Origin of the sequence: uncultured Arthrobacter sp. (genome assembly GCF_947495145.1) — a bacterium.
Lineage (GTDB): Bacteria > Actinomycetota > Actinomycetes > Actinomycetales > Micrococcaceae > Arthrobacter_D.
On record NZ_CANLXP010000022.1, the window covers coordinates 37,472 to 56,775 of the forward strand.

The 19,304-nt window shown below is 60.6% G+C and carries 18 protein-coding genes; 8 read left to right on the forward strand and 10 right to left on the reverse strand.

Going from position 1 to position 19,304, the window contains the following annotated elements; genetic code table 11:
* Positions 1-197: 197 nt before the first annotated feature.
* The 4 genes from Q0877_RS14285 to Q0877_RS14300 form a co-directional block, all read right to left on the reverse strand.
* Complete coding sequence (locus tag Q0877_RS14285; protein ID WP_299168988.1) at positions 198-1,376, reverse strand: MFS transporter; 1,179 nt, start codon at positions 1,374-1,376, stop codon at positions 198-200.
* 55 nt (positions 1,377-1,431) lie between these two features.
* Positions 1,432-2,499 (reverse strand): YeiH family protein, encoded by a 1,068-nt coding sequence (locus tag Q0877_RS14290; protein WP_299168989.1) that lies wholly within the window; start codon positions 2,497-2,499, stop codon positions 1,432-1,434.
* 99 nt (positions 2,500-2,598) lie between these two features.
* Positions 2,599-3,786, reverse strand: a complete 1,188-nt coding sequence (locus Q0877_RS14295) for a 2-methylaconitate cis-trans isomerase PrpF family protein (protein ID WP_299168990.1) — start codon at positions 3,784-3,786, stop codon at positions 2,599-2,601.
* Positions 3,787-3,791: 5 nt separating this feature from the next.
* The gene (locus tag Q0877_RS14300) at positions 3,792-5,186 is read right to left on the reverse strand and encodes an MmgE/PrpD family protein (protein ID WP_299168992.1); all 1,395 of its coding nucleotides are present in this window, start codon (positions 5,184-5,186) and stop codon (positions 3,792-3,794) included.
* Between the two features lie 152 nt (positions 5,187-5,338).
* On the opposite strand from Q0877_RS14300, the gene Q0877_RS14305 reads away from it, so the two are divergent.
* From Q0877_RS14305 to Q0877_RS14320, 4 genes are all read left to right on the forward strand, one after another.
* A complete protein-coding gene (locus Q0877_RS14305) occupies positions 5,339-6,001 on the forward strand; it encodes a GntR family transcriptional regulator (protein WP_299168993.1) in 663 nt (220 codons plus the stop codon).
* Positions 6,002-6,033: 32 nt separating this feature from the next.
* The gene (locus Q0877_RS14310) at positions 6,034-7,401 is read left to right on the forward strand and encodes an MmgE/PrpD family protein (RefSeq protein WP_299168994.1); all 1,368 of its coding nucleotides are present in this window, start codon (positions 6,034-6,036) and stop codon (positions 7,399-7,401) included.
* Positions 7,402-7,431: 30 nt separating this feature from the next.
* On the forward strand, positions 7,432-8,925 hold the full coding sequence (tcuA, locus tag Q0877_RS14315) for an FAD-dependent tricarballylate dehydrogenase TcuA (protein WP_299168995.1): 1,494 nt from the start codon (positions 7,432-7,434) through the stop codon (positions 8,923-8,925).
* A 158-nt stretch (positions 8,926-9,083) separates the two neighbouring features.
* Positions 9,084-10,586, forward strand: a complete 1,503-nt coding sequence (locus Q0877_RS14320; RefSeq protein WP_299168996.1) for an NAD-dependent succinate-semialdehyde dehydrogenase — start codon at positions 9,084-9,086, stop codon at positions 10,584-10,586.
* A 426-nt stretch (positions 10,587-11,012) separates the two neighbouring features.
* On the opposite strand, the gene Q0877_RS14325 is transcribed toward Q0877_RS14320, so the two are convergent.
* Positions 11,013-11,987 (reverse strand): zeta toxin family protein, encoded by a 975-nt coding sequence (locus Q0877_RS14325; protein ID WP_299168997.1) that lies wholly within the window; start codon positions 11,985-11,987, stop codon positions 11,013-11,015.
* A gap of 16 nt (positions 11,988-12,003) precedes the next feature.
* On the reverse strand, positions 12,004-12,645 hold the full coding sequence (locus tag Q0877_RS14330; protein ID WP_299168999.1) for a hypothetical protein: 642 nt from the start codon (positions 12,643-12,645) through the stop codon (positions 12,004-12,006).
* A gap of 239 nt (positions 12,646-12,884) precedes the next feature.
* Between Q0877_RS14330 and Q0877_RS14335 the strand changes: the two genes are divergently transcribed.
* Positions 12,885-13,124 (forward strand): hypothetical protein, encoded by a 240-nt coding sequence (locus Q0877_RS14335; RefSeq protein ID WP_299169000.1) that lies wholly within the window; start codon positions 12,885-12,887, stop codon positions 13,122-13,124.
* A 136-nt stretch (positions 13,125-13,260) separates the two neighbouring features.
* Positions 13,261-13,602, forward strand: a complete 342-nt coding sequence (locus Q0877_RS14340) for a hypothetical protein (protein WP_299169001.1) — start codon at positions 13,261-13,263, stop codon at positions 13,600-13,602.
* A gap of 152 nt (positions 13,603-13,754) precedes the next feature.
* Here the strand turns inward: Q0877_RS14340 and Q0877_RS14345 are convergent, their stop codons facing one another.
* Entirely contained in the window at positions 13,755-14,255 is a 501-nt protein-coding gene (locus tag Q0877_RS14345) for a hypothetical protein (RefSeq protein ID WP_299169003.1), read from the reverse strand.
* A 115-nt stretch (positions 14,256-14,370) separates the two neighbouring features.
* On the opposite strand from Q0877_RS14345, the gene Q0877_RS14350 reads away from it, so the two are divergent.
* Entirely contained in the window at positions 14,371-15,870 is a 1,500-nt protein-coding gene (locus Q0877_RS14350; protein ID WP_299169004.1) for a pentapeptide repeat-containing protein, read from the forward strand.
* Here Q0877_RS14350 and Q0877_RS14355 read toward each other — a convergent pair.
* From Q0877_RS14355 to mobC, 3 genes are read right to left on the reverse strand one after another with little or no spacing between them, the layout of a single operon-like run.
* On the reverse strand, positions 15,867-16,634 hold the full coding sequence (locus Q0877_RS14355) for a hypothetical protein (RefSeq protein WP_299169007.1): 768 nt from the start codon (positions 16,632-16,634) through the stop codon (positions 15,867-15,869). The two genes, Q0877_RS14350 and Q0877_RS14355, sit on opposite strands and share 4 nt — an antisense overlap.
* A gap of 2 nt (positions 16,635-16,636) precedes the next feature.
* Complete coding sequence (locus Q0877_RS14360) at positions 16,637-18,178, reverse strand: relaxase/mobilization nuclease domain-containing protein (protein ID WP_299169008.1); 1,542 nt, start codon at positions 18,176-18,178, stop codon at positions 16,637-16,639.
* Positions 18,175-18,594 carry a plasmid mobilization relaxosome protein MobC gene (mobC, locus tag Q0877_RS14365; RefSeq protein ID WP_299169010.1) on the reverse strand — a complete coding sequence of 140 codons (420 nt, stop codon included), beginning with the start codon at positions 18,592-18,594 and terminating at the stop codon, positions 18,175-18,177. The genes Q0877_RS14360 and mobC overlap by 4 nt, the downstream gene beginning before the upstream one ends.
* A 411-nt stretch (positions 18,595-19,005) precedes the next feature.
* Between mobC and Q0877_RS14370 the strand changes: the two genes are divergently transcribed.
* Positions 19,006-19,260 carry an AlpA family transcriptional regulator gene (locus Q0877_RS14370; protein WP_299169012.1) on the forward strand — a complete coding sequence of 85 codons (255 nt, stop codon included), beginning with the start codon at positions 19,006-19,008 and terminating at the stop codon, positions 19,258-19,260.
* Positions 19,261-19,304: the final 44 nt, after the last annotated feature.

Genomic DNA, 19,304 nt, shown 5'->3' on the forward strand with positions numbered 1-19,304 from the left:
CCCCCCAGTGCCACCGTCCTTCACAGAACCGCTGTGAAGGACGGTGGCAATGCAGGCAGCCAAGCAGTGTTCGTGATGGGGTCCGTTACCGATGCAAGGCGAGCTCCTGCAGGCGCTGGTCATCCCGGGCATCAATTTTCATGCCTTATGCGTAATACATTGCTCCGATTGGCCCATACCCTACGTGGGGGCGAATACTAAGTCTCGTTGCGTTCGAGCCGTGCCAGCGGACGGATAGAACCGAGGGAAGAGAGCAGAAGTAGGAATGCCGTACCGGTGAGGACGGCACCTGCACCCGCGCCGATAGCGAGAGTCGACAGCCCTACGGGTATAAGCACTTGTCCAGCCCGTGAGCCGGTTAGCCGGAGGGCGAGCCAGGTTCCCTGATGGTCCGACGGTGCGTAGGAGCTGATCATTGCCATGCTTAGGGGTTGGCCGATCCCTAACATGAGGCCAAGGCAGAACATCAAAACTAACGCGGGCGTTAGTGGCATTGGAACGACTACCAGCGCAAGCAAAGCAGCCGCCATACCCGACGACACCACGAGAATGCGGTTCCTGCCGATTCTGAAAACCAGCCAGCCCAACCCGAAACGGCAGACCAAGGTGCCGGCGGCCCGGAGGGCTAGGAGCAAGCCCACCTCGGAGACCGCCATACCGCGTTCCACGGCGAGTGCAGGCAGGTAAACCTGAAGCAGATCAATGGCGCAAAGAACCAGCATGCTTATCAGAATCGACGCTGCCAGGCCCTCCTTCACACCGGGCCTGGTCGCGAAGGCCCGCCTGATGCCCCCGGGACTGCGGCCGGCGGGGGACGGGACGACCGGATTGCGGAGCATCAAAAGGCTGACCAGGAGCAGGCCCAGAACGGTAGCACAGTAACCCACCAGCAGCGCAGTGGTGTCGGGTGTGACCGACTGCCCACCGATAAGTCCGAGCAGGAACGGCCCCAGCAGCTGCGCCGCCGCTGCACTGGTCGTGTAGATCCCGAAAATCCGGTTGTGATTAGCGGTACCGGCTGCGATTCTTTTCTGTTCGCTGAGCAGGCTCATCAAGTGGCCCAAACCCAGCAAGGTGCACCAAAAGCACAGGGCCGTCAGGTTAGGTGTAGCGAAGATGAGTCCCGGGCCGGTGGCGAGCATCAGTAGCGCTCCGATGAGCAGCACCCGCTTTTCCTTGCCGACGTCCAGCATTCGTCCCAGCGGAAAAGCCAGGACGATGGGAAGTAGGGAAAAACTGGCCACAACCCACCCGAGGGACACCGCAGTAGCGCCGAGATCTAGGGCGATGTAGGACGTGGTGGGGCGGATGAGGGCAACGGCGAGCTGCAGGAAGAATGCGTGGAGCAGGACGCTGACCAGCGTGAACCGCGTCATCAGCTCAGCCGGGATGTGGGCGCGGCAGGCCTGCCTGCGGTTCCGGGTATGACCTTCACTGAAGGATGAAGGTGCCGGTCAGAGCGACAGAGCCGACTATGAGGGTGGAGGCGAGGGCCAGGAGGAACGGACGGGGGCCAATGTGGCGGAAGAAGGAGGCTTTGACACCGCAGCCCAATGCAAACATTGCAGCAGTCATGAGGATGCCTTGGACCACGCTCGCGCCGGTCAGGGCCGGTTCGGGCAGAATGCCGAAGCTGCGCACGACGATGGCGACCATGAAGGCCACGACAAATACCGGCAACAGCGGAGGACGGGCCGCCGCCACTCCTGGTGTCGATGCTTCCTGTCTGCGGGTCGACCATGCCAGGACGGCCATAACGGGCGCCAGCATGATGACCCGGGCCAGCTTGACGATGACCGCGACACTGAGTGCTGTTCCGCCAACAATCCCGCCGATGGCGACGACCTGTGCCACTTCATGGACGGCGCCGCCCGCCCAGAGGCCGGTGGCGCCGGCGTCAAATCCGATCAGCTGGCTAAGGAAGGGGATGAGCGGGATCATCGCTGTGCCAAAGATCACTACCAGGGCGATGGACGTCAGCGTCTCCTCTTCGGAGGCCTTCGTAACGTCACTGGATGCAGCCACGGCCGCTGCACCACAGATAGAGAATCCGGACGCGATGAGCAGGCACTGGGTCCGTCCTAGGTTAAGCAACCGGCCCACGTAGTACGTGGCGAGCATTCCGATGGTGACGATGAGGACGACCATGAGGAGAACGCCCCAGCCTAGGGACAGGATGTCCACGATCGACAGCTGCAGACCAAGCAGGATGATGGCCGCCCGCAACAGGGTCTTGGACGTGAATATGACGCCTGGTTCAAGGCGTTCATGGACACCGACCAGGTTCCGGAAGGCGACACCGAGCAGAATCGCGACCAGCAACGCGCTGACCCCGGGGAACAGGCTCAGCACTGCAATGACCCCTGCTGCAGCGGCAAAACAAGCAACGACCCCGGCAACCATGCCTGGTCGGAACCCGAAAGTGAGGCGTGAAGTCCACACCCTTGAACCGGTGGAACCCTCCGCGCTTCGGACGGTTTGCGGTCCGCGTGCTGACATAATCTATCCTTCTATCGGCATGTCCTTGTTCGCCTTTGCGGGCGTACGGAACGGCATGGTCCGGGCCGTCGCCCGGCCCTCTTGGCGGTGCAGGGGAAGCTACAGCAATCCAGCCGTTGCCAGCGGTTTGCCGGCGTTGTCCCAGACCTTGCTCGGGATGATGACAGAGCCGTCCATGATGGCTCTGGCGGTGCGCACGATGGAGGCTTTGCACACCGCGATGTCCGCGCCTCGGACGTCCACTTTGACCTGTGCGGAGATGATGCCGCCGGGGTGGCCGATGACGAAGTGCTTACCGGTGGGCTTGGCGACCTGATTGACGATGGTGCCCTCGATGGCACCGGCTATAGCCGTGCATAGCGCCCCGGTAACGGCATAGGTTTTGTGGGTCCGTTGCATGGACTGCTGGCGTGCGATCACGGTTAGGGTCTCCGCGGGGATTAAGGTGCCGTCGGCGGCTATGTAGTCCTGCGGTTGGGAAACAGCCACAACACGGGGAATGGACGGGGAAACCTCTTTGGCCACCTGGTTCCCGCTCACGAGCCCAATGGCACGGGCGGCATAGGCGCGGACTTCTTCCAGCAGGCCAGGTAATGACGGGTGAGCGTCGATTTGCGCGGCCGATTCGGTTCCGGTCATGGACAGGTCTTTGGCGTTGACGAAAACGAATGGCGTAGCTGCGTCCACGATTGAGACCTGGCAGGTAGTGCCGTTAGAAAGAGTGACGGGTTCGCAGGTTTGACCGGTGGGTAGCACCGAACCCGTTGCGGCGCCCCCGCAGTCACCGAAGTCCAAGAGGATGGGTGCACCGGATCCGGGGACGCCGGATATCGTGGTGTCGCCGTCTTCCTCGACCTCCCCGGCGGCATTGACGCGCACGTCGGCGATGAGCAGCTTGTTGGTGTTGGTGTTGTAAATGCGCACCTGGGTGATGGGGGAGACTGCGGGAACCAGTCCACGGCGTATGGCGAAAGGCCCTACGCCGGAGGACATGTTCCCGCAGTTCCCCACCCAGAAGATTTCCCCTACGTCGATGCCGACTTGGCCGAAGGTGTAGTCCACATCGGCTTCTGGGCGGGATGAGGCCGACACTACGGCGACTTTGCTGGTCAGCGGATCGCCGCCTCCTATGCCGTCAATCTGACGGGAGTCGGGGGAGCCATACGCTGCAAGCACGACAGCGTCTCTGACGGCCGGGTCCGTAGGCAGATCCTCCTTGAGGAAGAACGCGCCGCGGCTGGTTCCGGCCCGAGCAAAGAGACAGGGGATGCTTCTGGTAGTTGACATGGTTGCTACTTCGTGAGAACCGCGGTGATCTGGGCAACGTCTTCGACGTTGTCCAGGTTCATTACCAGATCGCTGACTTCCCGGGCACGAGTGGCACCGATGGAGATGGTGGCCAGATCCAGGAATTTGTTTTCCAGTTCCTGGTCACTCATGGGCAGATCCGGCTCGCCCTTGGGGCCCTTGACGGCGTGGCTAAGCACTCGCCCGTCGTTCAGTCGGACCTCCACCACGGCCTCGCGGCCCATGAGGCCGTACTTGGGCTCGGCGATCAGTTCGATCTCGGCAGCGACTTCGTGGATTCGCTGGTCCTTGAAACCCTCTTCGTAATCCTTGAGCCCGTTCAGGTAGCCGTTTAGGGCAAGGGCGACACCGAAGGGAGTTGAACCCATTGCTGCGTTCAGGTTGGGGGTGACGGTGCGGCCGGACTGGCGGATAGCAAGGGCGCAAAGGCGAACGCTGACGGTTGCAATGTCTTCAGGTGCAAGATTGTGCTGCTGAGCGATTTCCTGAGCAGCATCGATAGGCCCATGGGCGTACCGGCAGGCGGCATGTGGCTTGAAGCCGACCTCCATAATTTTGAAGTCTGAGCCAAGGCCGTCAAAGATTTCGCCCGGCTTCACACCGTCTGCGTAGGCGTTGAAGAAGCCTTCCTGGGACTCCAGACCCATCTTCGGCCCAGTGAAACCCTTGGAAACCAGCATCGCAGCCATGGTTCCGTTCAGGGCAGCTTTGCCCGGGCTCAGCGGCTTGGCCATGCAGGGGGAGTCAAGGTAAGCCTGGATTCCTGCGGCTTGCATAGCACCCAGCCCCAGGGCGTCGGCGGTGCGCTCGGCGTCGAAGCCGAACTGTTTGGCAGCTGCACCGGCAGAAGCTATGGAACCGACGGCGCCGGTCGTGTGATAGCCGCGCTGGCGATGGCCTGGGTTGATGGCCAAAGCGATACGGACCATGAGATCGTAGCCGGCTACAGCAGAGGTGATTGTCTCGGCACCGGTACGGTGCAGGTACTCGCCGGTCGTCATCACGGTCGGGACCAGCAGGGAGCCCGACTTCGTCAGGGCCGCACCATGGGCGTCGTCCAGTTCAACTCCGTGTCCGAGCATGGCGTTGATCATCGCGGCATGGGGAACGGGCACTCGTGTTCCATAGCCCGTGATCGTGGCCTGTTCCGCTCCACCGAACTCGGCGATGAGGGAGTGCGCTACGCGGGCCGGCTCGGCGATGGTTGAGGCACCCAACTGATTGCCTAGACCATCACGGATCAACAATTTGGCCTTGTGCACAACGTCTGCGGAAAGGTCTTCGAACTGCAGGTTGCTGACATAGTCGGCCAAAGCGCGGGTTGCGCCTTCTGCATTCTCGCGCTGGACCTCGGGCTTGGTTTCTACGGTTTCAGTCATGGGAGCGTTCCTTCCTATCGGGGCTCCTGGAAGTAGTGGAGCAAGAGACTACATTCAGTCTGATACGTGATGTTTTACATGTCAAGGGTTGTGTCAGATGTTTCAGACAATCCATACTGATTGGATGGGAAGTTTTTAGGAGAGGACCGGACATGGCAATGCAAACGAACCTGCTTCTGTCAGCAGCCGAACTGGCGGCACGCGAGATCCGGGATCGCATCCGCGCAGGTGATTTGAAGCCGGGGGAGAGAATCAGCAGTGACGAAATCTCTCAGCAATTGGGCATCAGCAAGACGCCCGTGCGCGATGCGCTGCAGAATCTGCGTCAGGAAGGGTTAGTCGAAATACAGGCCCGCGTTGGAGCTTTCGTTCGGCAAATCACGATGCGTGAGATCAAGGAGGTTTACTCACTGAAGTCAGCCGTGGAGCCGTTGGCTGCGGCTTGGGCGGCAGAACATGGAACACTTGCTGACCGGCAACGCCTCTCCGTAGCCATGACTAACCTGGAGCTCGCAGCGGCGGAAGATAACGTTGATGGCGGGGTCGAGAGCGTCGATGCCATCCACGACCTGATCTTTGACATGGCCGACAGCGAAGTGATGCGCGACGTTTACCGCGTCTTCCGCGCCCGGGTTAGAACCCTACGGCAAATCAACCTCGCCCAACCCGGCCGCCTCTCCGTTTCAGCTCAACATCACCGGAAGATTGTGGATGCGATCTGCGCGGGCGATCCGGCCGCCGCGGCCGCGATGGCTGAGCATCTGGCCGATGCTACCGAGGCAGTGAAAAATGTCCTGACCACTGATGGTGATTGACATGTGAAACATCACGTATCAATATGTGATGTATGACACCGCCTGTTAAAGCAGTAACCACCACCGTTACGCAGCGTTTGGCCGAGTTGGTTTCCCTTTCTTCAGAAGACGTTCGGCAAACGGCTTTGGAGGCTGCGGTCGCCGCCGTAATCGATACCGTTGCCTGCGGCTTACGCGGCAGCGGTCTTCCTGTCTCTCAGGCAGTTAGGGCGGCCGTCAATCTGCAGGGGATGCCCGGGCGGTTCATGTGCTTCGATGGTTCCAAGACCCAGTCTGCACCGCAGGCAGCGTACATCAACGCGACCGCCGCCCATTCGCTGGAGCTGGATGATACCGATGCCATCGGCCTAACCCACCCTGGTGTCGTGATCATTCCCGCGGCGTTGGCCGCTACCCAAGAATTACCGGTCACCGGGCGCCAGTTCCTCGAAGCGGTAATAGTTGGCTACGACGTCGCTGTCCGGCTGTCCCGCTGGGTCAATCCCGAACATCGAATGCGCGGATTCCACACCACTGCAACTGTCACGTCCTTGGGAGCTGTGGCAGCAGTCGCGCGACTCCGAGGAATGAGTATTGACCAATGCGCCTCGGCCATGGGTATTGCCCTTTCATATGCCGGGGGCACCTTCGAATTCGTCCAGGCAGGGTCGAACCTCAAGCGCGTTCACGCTGGAAAGGCCTCGTCGACTGCCGTGCAGTCCTGTGATTTGGCGGCGTGCGGAGTCGAAGGCCCCTTGACCGCTCTTGAAGGGAGTCATGGCTTCTACGCCACCAGCGTTGGTCCCAATATGCCCGAGCTCGACCTCTCGGACTTGGGTCGAAATTTCCTCATTGAAGCGGTAGGGACGAAGCGCCATGCCTGCTGCAGGTTTTGCCACACCGCCATTGACGCCGCCATCGAACTGTTCAGGCAGAACGTCCGTGTTTTTCCACACTCTCTGATAGAAGTTGCCGTCAGTTCGCTCTGCCATGAGCAGACCGGAGGGCAGAACCCCAAGAACGAGCTCCAGCGCCAATTCAGTACGCCCTACGGCGTCGCCTTGGGGCTGCTGTACGGCAGGACTTCCCTCAGTGATTTCCAAGACCGCCCGGATGAGGCGGCACTAGTCCTGGCGCGCCGGGTCCGAATGGTTACCGACCTATCCCTTGAACCCCGTAACCGACGTGCCACGGTCAGGATTATCACCGGGGCAAGCGTTGTCGAAGAGCAACTGGATGAACCGCGCGGTGAACCTACTTCCCCCTTCACTGCGGAGGAGCGCTTCGAGAAGTACCTATCCCTGACCTCAAAGCTTGCACCCACAGCTGCCGGCTATCTCTATGAAGGCCTGTGCGGACTCAGCGGCACCCCTCGTATGGCGCCCGTCATTGACCTGATCGCCGCTGCAACTTCGGAATAGCAATTAGCACCCACCCACCAAGGAGAACCTATGGGCAACCCACAAGACACTCTTGAGAACCTGCCTCTGACCAGCGACGTCGTTGTCGTTGGCGGCGGCAACGCCGCCTTCAGCGCAGCACACGCCGCCGCCGAACGCGGACGCAAAGTCATCATGCTGGAGAAAAGTTCCGAGGAGCTGGCCGGCGGTAACAGCTATTACACCGCCGGGGCGACGCGCATCGTCCATAACGGGCTGAACGACTTGAAGGGACTCATCGAGGAGGACGAACGCCACACACGAACCACCGTCCCGCCGTACAGTGCTGAAGAATATCTTGGCGACCTGGAGAAGCTGACCCAGGGCCGCAATGACCCCGAACTCTCCCGTGTGCTGGTGGAGGAGGGCCAAGAAACCCTCCGGTGGCTTAACAAGCTGGGCCTCAAGTACCGGCTGATGTACGAGCGCCAGGCATACACGAATCCTGATGGCACCTACCTGTTCTGGGGTGGTGTGCACGTTGGCAACGTTGGCGGAGGCGAAGGCCTCGTCAAGGACCATACGAACGTGGCGAGGAGGTTTGGAGTGGACATCCGCTACTCGCACGAGGCCACCGAGCTGCTGGTGGAAAACGGACGTGTTGTAGGCGTGAAGGGAACCACACATGGCTCACCCTTCGAAGTTCGAGCAGAATCGACAGTTCTGGCCGCAGGGGGGTTTGAGTCCAATCCCGAAATGCGTGAAAAGTACCTCGGGGAAGGTTGGGCCCGGGCCAAAGTACGCGGCACGCCAAACAATCAAGGCACGATGCTCAACGCTGCGCTGGGTATTGGTGCCGCCAAGGCAGGAGACTGGAATTCCGCTCACAGCGTCCAGTGGGACGCGTACTACCCGGACAACGAGAGCAACTACGAGCTGACCAATCGACTCACTCGGCAAGGCTACTTCCTGGGCATTTTGGTCAACAATGAGGGCGAACGGTTCCTGGACGAAGGAGAGGACTTCCGAAACTACACCTATGCCAAATACGGGAAGGTGGTGCTAAACCAGCCTGACTCCATCGCATTCCAGATCTATGACAGCAAGGTACGGCCTTTGCTGCGCGCCGAGGAATATGACATGCCGGGAATCTCTCTGGCGACGGCAGACACGATCGAGGACATCGCACTAAAAATAGGTGTACCTGTCGAACACCTCACACGAACCGTCGCCGCTTACAACAGCGGGATAAACACCGATCGCTCATTCGATCCCACCGTCAAGGACGGCAAATGGTCCTCGACCGCCCCGCCGAAGAGTAACTGGTCCTCCCCGCTCGATACCGCCCCCTATTACGCCTATCCGGTCACTTGTGGCATCACCTTCACTTTTGGTGGGCTCAAAACGGATACATTCGGGCGTGTTCAGGACGAACGCGGGAATCATATTCCCGGACTCTACGCAGCCGGAGAAATGCTCGGCGGACTATTCAGCAACAACTATCCAGGAGGATCAGGGCTGGCTGCCGGTGCGGTGTTCGGGCGCCGGGCCGGGACCGTCGCCTAGCTCGAGGCGTTGATTGCCCCAGCGCGGATTCGCGCTTGAAGTAGCGACCTCAGCGTGTGACAGAACATAAGCACAGGATCTGCTCCGGAGCGTTCCCTCTCCGCTTGCAAGTGACGTCAGCTCCCCCTCCAGCTACTGATTTTCCAAGGACTTCCCCCATGACAGTTTCAATATCTGCCCCTATCGTGTTGCCCCCTAGTGAGGCTGAGCTCCTCTCGACTGTGCCTACCGGTCTCTTGATCAACGGTCAGTGGCAGGACGCATCCGACGGCGGCACCTTCGACGTGCACGATCCCGCCACCGGGGAGGTCCTGGCGACCCTGGCCTCGGCGACCAGCGAAGACGCCGTCGCCGCACTCGACGCAGCCGACGCAGTGCAGGCGTCCTGGGCGCGGACTGCACCCAGAGCGCGGGCCGAGATCCTGCGCCGCGCGTTTGACCTGGTGACCGAGCGCGCCGAGGACTTCGCGCTGCTGATGACCCTGGAAATGGGCAAGCCGTTGGCCGAGGCACGCGGCGAAGTAACCTACGGTGCCGAGTTCCTGCGGTGGTTCTCCGAAGAAGCCGTCAGGGATTACGGTCGCTACCTCACCACACCCGAGGGCAAAAACAAGATCCTGGTCCAGCACAAGCCGGTCGGCCCGTGCCTGCTCATCACGCCCTGGAACTTCCCGCTGGCGATGGCCACCCGGAAGGTGGCTCCCGCCGTCGCCGCCGGATGCACCATGGTGCTCAAGCCCGCAAAGCTCACGCCCCTGACAGCCCAGCTTTTCGCCCAGACGATGCTCGACGCCGGCCTGCCCGCCGGGGTACTGAACGTGGTCTCCTCGGCCAGCGCATCCGGAATCTCGGGACCGCTGTTGCAGGATTCCCGGCTACGCAAAGTTTCCTTCACCGGATCCACGCCCGTGGGCAAGCGACTGATGGCAGACGCCGCCCACAATGTGCTGCGGACATCCATGGAACTCGGCGGCAACGCACCGTTCATCGTGTTCGACGACGCAGACCTGGACAAAGCCGTCGAAGGAGCCATGGCCGCGAAGATGCGGAACATGGGCGAAGCATGCACCGCCGCCAACCGCTTCCTCGTCCAAGAGTCAGTCGCGGAAGAATTCACGCGCCGGTTCGCCGAAGCCATGGGCTCACTCACCACAGGACGCGGCACCGAACCCGCCACCCAGGTCGGCCCCCTCATCGATGCAGGGGCCCGTGATGAGGTGCACGCTTTGGTGAGCGCCGCCGTCGGCGCTGGGGCAGTTGCCGAGACAGGCGGCGGACCTGTTGACGGGCCCGGCTACTTCTACCAGCCGACGGTGCTCGGCAATGTGCCGAACAACGCTGACATCCTGCGCCAGGAAATCTTCGGACCCGTCGCGCCCGTGACCACGTTCGATACGGATGAAGACGCAATCCGCCTCGCCAACGCGAGCGAGTACGGGCTCGCGTCCTACCTCTACAGCCGGGACTTCAACCGCCTCTTGCGCGTGGCGGAGCAGATCGAATTCGGCATGGTCGGCTTCAACGCCGGCGTCATCTCCAACGCCGCCGCACCCTTCGGCGGAGTCAAGCAATCAGGCCTCGGCCGCGAAGGCGGATCAGAGGGCATCGCCGAATACACCACCACCCAGTACATCGGCCTCTCGGACCCCTACACCAACTGACCAATCCCGAATCGGAATGACCGTGTGGGTTAAGACTTGAGCGACGTCATCTGATGACTACGTATAGCGCCGCCGGTGAGCCGGTGGCCCGAGCCTGCGACGCCGCTGCTTCACCTTCGCGACTCAGTGTCCAAGAACTGGTGAAAGTCGCGCGGGAGTCCTGATCTGTGACCCGCAGCAAAGAGGCCTACAAACGGCGCGCATTCTCACACTCCCTGAACGCAACTTTGGATCAGTCATTTCCCCTCCAGCCAAACATGCGTGGCATGCCACCAGCCCCATAGTCGACGAGATACCGTGCCATACGGCTTGACGGGAGGGGACAGGTGTCCAAGTCCGGACAGTTCGCATCCAATGCGATTCGCCGGGTTCTACTTGACATAAGATAGGTTATCGGCACTCATTCGGGTGTGATTCCGCCACTGATCAAAGAGCTTCTCCCGCGGCACGAATGGCCGGCAGAGTGTCGCTGTCGATGAGCGGTAAGCCCGGCATGGTACGGCCCTGTCTTGTTTCCAGCTTGGGGGCGGCGTCCTTGTCCGCGACGCGGTAAACCTGATACTCGCTGACACATCCGTAGTCTGCGGCGATTGCCGCTGCATTGGCCGCGCAGATTGATTCCGTGTCACTTCGTTCGTTGAACAGTGATGCAGGGAACGACTGCGGAACCCAGCGCCCGCCTAGCTCGGCGTCGAGACCGACGGCCGATCCATTTTCGGCGTCTAGGTAGCCGCGTTCCCAGCGGCCAATGGTGCGCGCCTCACTGACATTCTGCGTTGTCTCGACGTCGGCGACCAGGACGTCATAACCCGTCGCCTGCAGTCGATCCAGCAGTATCCTGGCCTGCTTCTCGTTGCCCAGAGTGCCGTCGATAATGACGTTCATCCCAGACTCAAGCGCCTCGTTGCGTGCCTTTTTAGCGAGGATAGATGACTCTACGTGAACCAGGGCTGCCAGCTCGCGCGGGTAGAACTTCTCCCCCGCTGCTTGTAGTGCGCGCACTTCGTCAGGCACCAGGTGGAGGTCGTAGCTTCCATCCTCACGGGCCTGCTGCAGCAACTCGTCCTTGAAGTCGTCTGCATTGATTGGCAGCCAGTGGTCCGGCTGTGTCCCGGTTGCCTGAATGAGGGCAGCCTGCGCGGTGGACTTGCCGGCACCTGGAGGGCCAGCAAGGACAATCGCCTTCTTTTCACGGCGGACCTCAGAGCGTGACTCAATGAAGCGTGCCAGAATCTCGTTGTGCAATCGCCGGCGGCCCTGGCGTGGCTCACCTCGACGGACATTGAACCACTCGGGGTTCTGAGCGGTCGCGGTCTTACTCTGGGCGGTTAGCGGCCCCCCTTCCGTGCCCAGGCGCTCCAAGGTGGCGCGGTGCGCTGCTGCCTGGTCTTCAGTAGTCACGCTTACAGCGTAGTCATTAGACTTCGGGGACCTCATCGGAGGCGTCCAAGATTCGGTCATAAGCGTCGCCGTCAATGAGTCCTTCATCAAAGGCCTGGCCGACCTCCGCGAACGATCCTGCGGTGTCCATGTAGGGCGTAGACTCCCACTCCGCCGCCGCTGCGACCGCGCCTTCGTTCCTTGGATAAGGCCAGCTTGATAGCTCGCGGATCATAGCGTCCCTGTCGATGTCGCCTGCTGCATAACGCTCAGCGATCTCGTAAGGACCTGCACCACTAAAGCCGTCGGAAACCGGCTTCACTCCCCTGGCCTCCGCACCTGCAAGAAGCTTGCTGATGGACGGCTGGGAGACACCCAACTCACGGGCAATCGCCGCTTGGTCCAGCTCTTCTGCTGCCGCACGAACGCTGCGCACATAATCAAGCTTGCCCAGCTCCCGCCGTGCCTTCGCGCGACGTGCAGCCTCAATGGCCGTCATCTCGGTGGCCATCTTGGTGCTGGCGGTCGTCTTGGTCGCAGCGCCCCTCCTGCCAGCAACAGCCTTCTTCGTCGCCGCAGCTTTCCTGCCAGCAACAGCCTTCTTCGTCGCCGCAGCCGCCCTCTTAGTGCCGACTCCTGTCTTGGCGCCGACGGGCTTCTTAGTACTGGAAAACACCATATCTGGCCTCCCTCGGCCTCCTAGTTACCTGCGTGCCATAACCTACGTTATTACCTCATGCTAGCAAGCATAACCAAGGTTATAAATCTATTCGCGGCCTCATCTCTTTGAGGTGGGTCAGTCTAAGATCTAAGCGAAGTTTCGCAGGACCTCAGTCCTACATAACGGAACTTTAGAAACTGTGATCCCACCTGTGATTCTGCCCTTGATTCAGGGTGCGTTACATGAAGCATGGAACCATGACGGCAGCTGCCGGAGCACGTGGAGGGCTGAAGGCGCACCAAGATTCTATTCGGCTTCCGGATGCTGAACTGGTTCGTGACCTGCGCTACATCCTGGGTGCGAAGCTGGTGGCCTACATCGGCTCGGTGAAGGAAACCCGGGCAGTGCGCCAGTGGGCTGGCGGTGAGGCGGAAGCCCTCGACCGAGGTGATGACCCGGCTGCGGCATGCCTATCATGTGGCCGAACGCCGGGCTAGCCACAGAGCTGAATGACATTGTCGAAGACGATGAGGACTCGGTGCTGCACCCCACCATTACGCCAGGACAGGTTCCTTGGGAATGGCTGGATGCCCGAGCCGCAACCTCAGCTGACTGGCGGGGAACTACTGCGCCGTGACTGGCCCCGAATCCACCGCAGCCCTGTATCCGCACTTTATCGGCATGGTCCTCGGCCTAGGATTGGCGGACCTGGACGCCGCAGCACTGAGAGGCGCCCGCCCGCGTGAACTCACCCAAGCCGTCGCTACTTGGATTTACGAGACCACCGATCTGCATGGCGTTACATTCGCATCCCGCTACGGCGACGACCTGCAGTTATGGGCGGTCTTCGAAAGACCAGGCGACGGTCTCCTCAGTTCGCAGCTACGGAACATTCAAGTAGAAGAGCTTCACCCCGAAAGCGACATCATCGAGCACGCCTTTCGGATGCTTGACCTGTCTTGCAAGAGCGAATAGACCGCCCTCGACTCCCGTGAAGCAGCTTTTACAGATCTCGATTATCGGCGTAATGAGACACTAGTCAGGCGGATTTGTGCAGGATGGGCTCATCAGAACCTAGAATTCTTCCGACTGGGAGCTAAATCCCCTGCTACTCGTTCCGTATACAGCTAGGCCAGCGCACTGAACAGGGCCCATGCGAGGAAGCCCGCGGCTCCCACGATAAATACCAGATGAAATGTAATTAGGAGTCTTTCACTTCGGACCGCGTCGGAGATGAAAGAGCCATCTCCTGATTTCGCTGCCAAAATCTTCTTGCGCCCTTCCAGACGTATTGCTTCGTGCAAACCCACCAATTCAGGCGCCAACTTCTCGAGAACCCATCTCGCCCGCTTCTGATGCACTTTTACCCAATATCTAGACTGCTGGGCATAGAGGGCAGCAAGTATGTTCAGTACTACAACCGATACCAAAACAATGGATACCAGTGCGTTGGTAGGTTCTTCCGTCCCAGCTAAGAGACCGACAGCAGCAGGCGACGCAGCCAGCACGAAACCGCTTACAGCTAAGCGATTGGTTTCATGCTGCGCTTGACGTTGAGCCTGAAGAAGGTAGTAAGCCTGATAGAAGTCACGATCTTTGTCAGGCAAGGCTGGCACTGCATTACTCATGTCCAGATCCTAAGTGACTGCTCGACCAGGCAGCTGGACTCGGCAGGCACTACTTATCACGGATTATGTTGGGCTACAGCGCGACGCGATGCCAGGACCGTGCCAACATGGGCGAATGTGGAAGTGGCCAAAGGCACTAAGGGTACGGCACATCAACTTGTGGTTCGCGTTGCTCTTCTCTCTGACGGGGGCCATAGTCATTGTGATCTTTGCGGCTTGGCTGTTAGCACTTCAGCTGAGCGTTAGCACACAGAGAACCTCTCCTACCGATCTGATCAGGCTAGCGCTGACCATTGCTGCCGGCGTGGGCGGGGTCGTCGCCCTTGTTGTTGCGTATCGGCGGCAACGTGACCTTGAGCAGGGCAGGTTCGTTGAAGCCTTCGGAGCCGCGGCCAAACAGCTAGGCGACTCGGATGTGGCAGTGCGGCTGGCGGGGGTTTACGCGATGGCCGGCGTCGCTGACCAGTCTTCCAAACTGAAACAGCAGCAGTGCATTGATGTGCTCTGCGGCTATCTCCGGTTGCCCTACTCTCCGGAGCTCGGCAACAATCACCAGTCTGCCCTAGTGCTGAGAAAGGCTGTACTCCCAAAAGGCGGCGCTGAAGAAGAACTACAGTTTCAATATCGTCAGAACGACAAGGTAGTACGTCAGACACTTGTGAGAGTCATCGTCGCTCACCTACAGCAGAACGCGCCGCACTCTTGGTCCTCCAATAATTTCGATTTCAGCGGAGCCCATTTCGAGGAGTCTGAATTTGAAGGAGCGACCTTCAGTGGTGACGACACTACATTCAGCGGAGCGACCTTCAGCGGCGGGTATACATCGTTCTTCCAAGTGGCCTTCAATGGCGGCTTCACTATGTTCGATGGAGCGGTCTTCAGCAGCGAGACCACCGACTTTAAAGACGCGACCTTCAGCGGCAAGACCACCATGTTCAATGGAGTGACCTTCAACAGCGAGACCACAGCATTTGATGAGGCGGTTTTCAGCGGCAAGAACACTCTGTTCGAAGATGCGACCTTCAGCGGCAAGAACACCAGCTTTAGCGGAGCGACCTTCAGGGGCAAGAACATCAGCTTTAGCGGAGCGACCTTCAACGGCGAGATCACCAGATTCTGGGAAACGTCTTTCGAGGGCGAGACCACCAGATTCTGGGAAACGTCCTTCAAGGGCGAGACCACGTTGTTCGACAAAGCGGCCTTCAGCGGCGAGACCACCTCGTTCGAGAAAGCAGCCTTCAGCGGCGAGACCACCTCCTTCGAGAAAGCAGCCTTCAGCGGCGAGACCACCTCCTTCAGCGAAGCGACTTTCTGCGCCGAGTACACCACATTTCAGGGAGCAGCCTTCAGCGGCAAGACCACCTCCTTCAGGGATGCGGCCTTCAGCGGCGAGTACCACTACTTCACGGGAGCATCCTTCAACAGTAAGTACACCTCGTTTCTAGCGGCGCGCTTCGGTCGCGCAGACTCCATCAGTTTCGAGGATCCATTGGTATGGAGTCCAGCCCCTGTTTTCGACTGGGACGACCCGACTAGCGACGCAGCAATCCCCAGACCCGAAAACGTGCATCCCTGGGACTGGCCTCCCTCGGTCCGGTCTGAAGAAGCTTCCTAGCCGAGGCCAACCTCTCGTTTCCGAGTAGCACCACGACTGGTGAACTCCTTTCCCTTCGCGAGCTTGTGCCCACTTCGAACGCTTTCGCGAGGATGCGTTCCTTGGTCTCGGTCTGCGGCGAGAACGGCTGTGACGGCTTCCTTCCCTTCGTCGGTGTGCCCGAACGTGTCCATGAGCCGCTCGGCGAGCTGTGCGCGGCGGTCGCCGGAGTCCCATAGATCTTCAGTTACTGCGGCAGCGTTCTGCGTGTCGGTGTCGTTCTGCAGGTCTCCCGCAGCGACCGCTGCTGACTGCCGCCCGGCTTGGATGTTGCTTTGCTGCCCTTCCTGCTCCTCGGTTGCCTTCTCCTGAGGTGCATCCACACCGGCCTCCAATGGTGATGCGCTCCCGTCGAGGAACTGTTCCGGGGTGAGGTCGTACCGGACTTTGATCTCGTCGTGCATGTGCTCGCGGGACAGCCGCGCCATGTCATCGAAGGGTTCCCACTGCTGCGCGAGGGCGTAGCGGGTAGCGATGTCTTGGGGTTTCGCTGATTTCCAGAACTGCGGCTCGTGTACAGCGGCGAGCTGAGTCCGCATCACAGCGCGTTCTGCTTCGAAGCGTTCCTCAAGCTGGCGGCGTTCTGCCTCGGCTGCGCGCTGTAGTTCTTGTTGCCGTTCGGCTCGCTGGCGGGCGAGCATTTCTCCGAGTCTTCCGGCTACAGCTAGCGCGGCCTGGGCTTGTCCGCGTAGCAGGTCATCGGCTCCATCTGGTGTTTGGTCCACGATTATCTCCCCATTCCTTGATCGTGTGTGGTGTGTTGTTCGATCTGGTGCTGCCGTGCTGCGTACCCGTCGACCTCGGTCAGACGTTTGACTGGCCGATTAGGCCCGTCATGTGCCGGCTGAAGTTTCACTTCTCGAACGTCCGGCAGTGGTGCTGCGACGGCGGCGAGCTGGTTCCGTATCGTCTGGGTTAGGACGTCGGCTTCACGGAGTTCCTTGCGGGCTTCGTGCATGGCGCGGATTGCGCCGAAGGTTCGGAGCATCTGCTGCATGATGAGTGCCTGTGCGACCGGTGACGGTGTGGTGGTGGCTGCTAGGAGGAAGGCGGTGGTGCCGCCCATCCGCAGGGGCGGGTCGACCGGTTCGGTGATCTTCATGCCACTTCGGTGAGCAGACCTCGCCATCGCTCGCGCGGCTTGCGCCAACGGCCCGGGGGTTGGTTCAGTCGCACGTGACCAGGCACCGAGCAGCCCGGAAGTCTCACGTGCCACATGCGCCCAGGTCTGGTGATCCTCTGGAGCGACCTTCGTCATCGCCCGGCGGGCTCCTGCCAGCTGCAGGGCGAACTTCCGCGCCAGGTCCTCATCGAACGCTCTACCTGCCGCTGAGGTGACTGGAGAGCCTGGTTGCATGTCTGGGGCGTCCGGGTTTGCGATCCTGTGGTGGCGCTTCGCGGCCCACCATTCCTCGGCTGCTTCCTGTGCCTGCTGCGGCGTATCCGGCCAACCGGTTCGCAGCGCGGGAAGGGTCAGGTCCTTGGCGAGCTTCCCTCCACCGAACCAAATTGGGCGCATGCCCTTCGGAGGCCTTTCAGCCACCGAGTAACCCGTGACAACACTTCGCCCGCCGTCGGCGAAACGGGCGCTGACCAGCAAACCACCGCGGCGGAGCCTGCGCACGAATTCCGCCTCATGTTGGGAGGCGACCGCGCTTGAACGGACCAGGCGTTCCATCCGGAATCGTGCCGGTTCCTGTCCGCGGTCGGCCGCCTGTTCTGCTGGTTTGAACCCGCGTTCGGCGTACTGTCCCAGCTCCAGCAGGCCGTACTTCCTCTCGATGCCGCGGGCCGCTCGCTGGGCTTTCGGATAGTCGGCTCCGTCGTGCCACTTCGTGCCATCGGAGCGCACACGGGAGGCCACGATGTGGATGTGGTCATTCCCGGCGATGCTCTTGCCGTGGTGAACGGCGACCCACTGCACGGGTGCCTTGCCACTTGTCTCGGTGAAGCCCACTTCGTCCATGAAGTCCTGGGCAATGTCTGCCCACTGCTGTTCGGTCACGGGACGCTCATCGGCCCGCAGTGACAACGAGCAGTGCCACACATGGTTTGGGATCTCCATATCAAAGGTGCGCCGGTTCAGGTCCAACTCCTTCGCGACCATGACAGCGGATCCCTCGTCCAGCTGTACGTCATCGAACCACGCCATGATCGTGGGACTGCCGGTGACCAGGTGCGGGTCCGTGTGCTCATTGCGCTTGCCCGGACCGACCAAATATTTCATCAGCCCGACCGGACGGTCACCCTTGGTGATGTTCGGAATCACGGCTTCAATTCCTCGATGACGTCGACAATCTTCGCCATGACCTCACGGGCTTCCTGCACCACGGCTCGCCCGTTCGAAGCCATCTCCCCGGTTGTGTTCTGGTGACGCGCGACCTGATTGATGTTGTTCGCCGCAGTAGCAACGAGGTATCGAATCTCCAGAAGAGTCGCGAGTTCCTGCTTGCGCAACTGCAAAGAAGCTGGGTCACCAGTACCCAGGGCTGCGTCTACCAAGATCGCTGACGGGGACATCCCGGTTTGCGCTTCAAGCTTCAGCAGCCTGGCCCGCTCCATCTCGGACATCGAGACCCGCACGTACTGGGTCTTACCCTCGATGCGCTTGCGCCGGGAAGACCACACACGGCGCGCTGGTTTGGCAGCGGTGTCCTGCTCGCGAACCTCGTTATCCTCCGCCATGCCTCCCCCTTCCGGCCCAGCGCAGCGCCCCTCTCCCGGAGGCCCCGCACCCCCAGTGTGCCACCGCCCAGCCGCAGGCGCCAACGCGAAACCGCGTTTATGGCACATAAACGCATAGCTTGCTCCGCAGGTGCTCAGTCTGAATGTCTCCCACCGGTTTGTCGCGGGTGGGGTTCTCAAGCTTTTGAGGAAGGCGCTCCGCGCCATGTGACCTGCACGGCTGCGCCGTTCCGTTTCGGCTGGTGAAGGTACTGTCCGCCCTTCTCTTGGCAAGTCTCCGCCGACGGCTTTCGCGGCATATCCTCACTCGCTTCGCTCCCTCCGGTATTCCACGGTCCCCCGACTCCGACTTGCCAATTCACTTCGCGGCCAAGTGATGACGGCGTTGCCGAAAGGAACGGTGATCGAGAGATGAAAGCGAGACAAACAATGTATGGGTTGGTGACACCACGCCAGGTGGCTGAGAAGTACGGCGTCAGTATTGCGGAGCTGGCGTCCTGGAGGCGCCAACAGATCGGTCCCGCGTTCTACAGCTTCGGGCGCAACGCAATCCGCTACGACATGGCCGACGTCGATGACTGGTTCAACGATCTACGCAGCGCGCATCTACACCACTTCCCTGTAGGGGATAGGTGGCTGTGGCAGGTTGGAGTGGCCCCGGTGTGACGGTTTGAAGTGGCCCCACTTGTCGACTCGCCGGGCTTCTTGTG

Excerpts from the sequence above, each read along its gene's own strand:
- Q0877_RS14285 (WP_299168988.1), bottom strand. The coding sequence starts at position 1,376 with ATGACGCGGTTCACGCTGGTCAGCGTCCTGCTCCACGCATTCTTCCTG.
- Q0877_RS14290 (WP_299168989.1), bottom strand. The coding sequence starts at position 2,499 with ATGTCAGCACGCGGACCGCAAACCGTCCGAAGCGCGGAGGGTTCCACC.
- Q0877_RS14295 (WP_299168990.1), bottom strand. The coding sequence starts at position 3,786 with ATGTCAACTACCAGAAGCATCCCCTGTCTCTTTGCTCGGGCCGGAACC.
- Q0877_RS14300 (WP_299168992.1), bottom strand. The coding sequence starts at position 5,186 with ATGACTGAAACCGTAGAAACCAAGCCCGAGGTCCAGCGCGAGAATGCA.
- Q0877_RS14305 (WP_299168993.1), top strand. The coding sequence starts at position 5,339 with ATGGCAATGCAAACGAACCTGCTTCTGTCAGCAGCCGAACTGGCGGCA.
- Q0877_RS14310 (WP_299168994.1), top strand. The coding sequence starts at position 6,034 with ATGACACCGCCTGTTAAAGCAGTAACCACCACCGTTACGCAGCGTTTG.
- tcuA (WP_299168995.1), top strand. The coding sequence starts at position 7,432 with ATGGGCAACCCACAAGACACTCTTGAGAACCTGCCTCTGACCAGCGAC.
- Q0877_RS14320 (WP_299168996.1), top strand. The coding sequence starts at position 9,084 with ATGACAGTTTCAATATCTGCCCCTATCGTGTTGCCCCCTAGTGAGGCT.
- Q0877_RS14330 (WP_299168999.1), bottom strand. The coding sequence starts at position 12,645 with ATGGTGTTTTCCAGTACTAAGAAGCCCGTCGGCGCCAAGACAGGAGTC.
- Q0877_RS14335 (WP_299169000.1), top strand. The coding sequence starts at position 12,885 with ATGACGGCAGCTGCCGGAGCACGTGGAGGGCTGAAGGCGCACCAAGAT.
- Q0877_RS14345 (WP_299169003.1), bottom strand. The coding sequence starts at position 14,255 with ATGAGTAATGCAGTGCCAGCCTTGCCTGACAAAGATCGTGACTTCTAT.
- Q0877_RS14350 (WP_299169004.1), top strand. The coding sequence starts at position 14,371 with ATGTGGAAGTGGCCAAAGGCACTAAGGGTACGGCACATCAACTTGTGG.
- mobC (WP_299169010.1), bottom strand. The coding sequence starts at position 18,594 with ATGGCGGAGGATAACGAGGTTCGCGAGCAGGACACCGCTGCCAAACCA.
- Q0877_RS14370 (WP_299169012.1), top strand. The coding sequence starts at position 19,006 with ATGAAAGCGAGACAAACAATGTATGGGTTGGTGACACCACGCCAGGTG.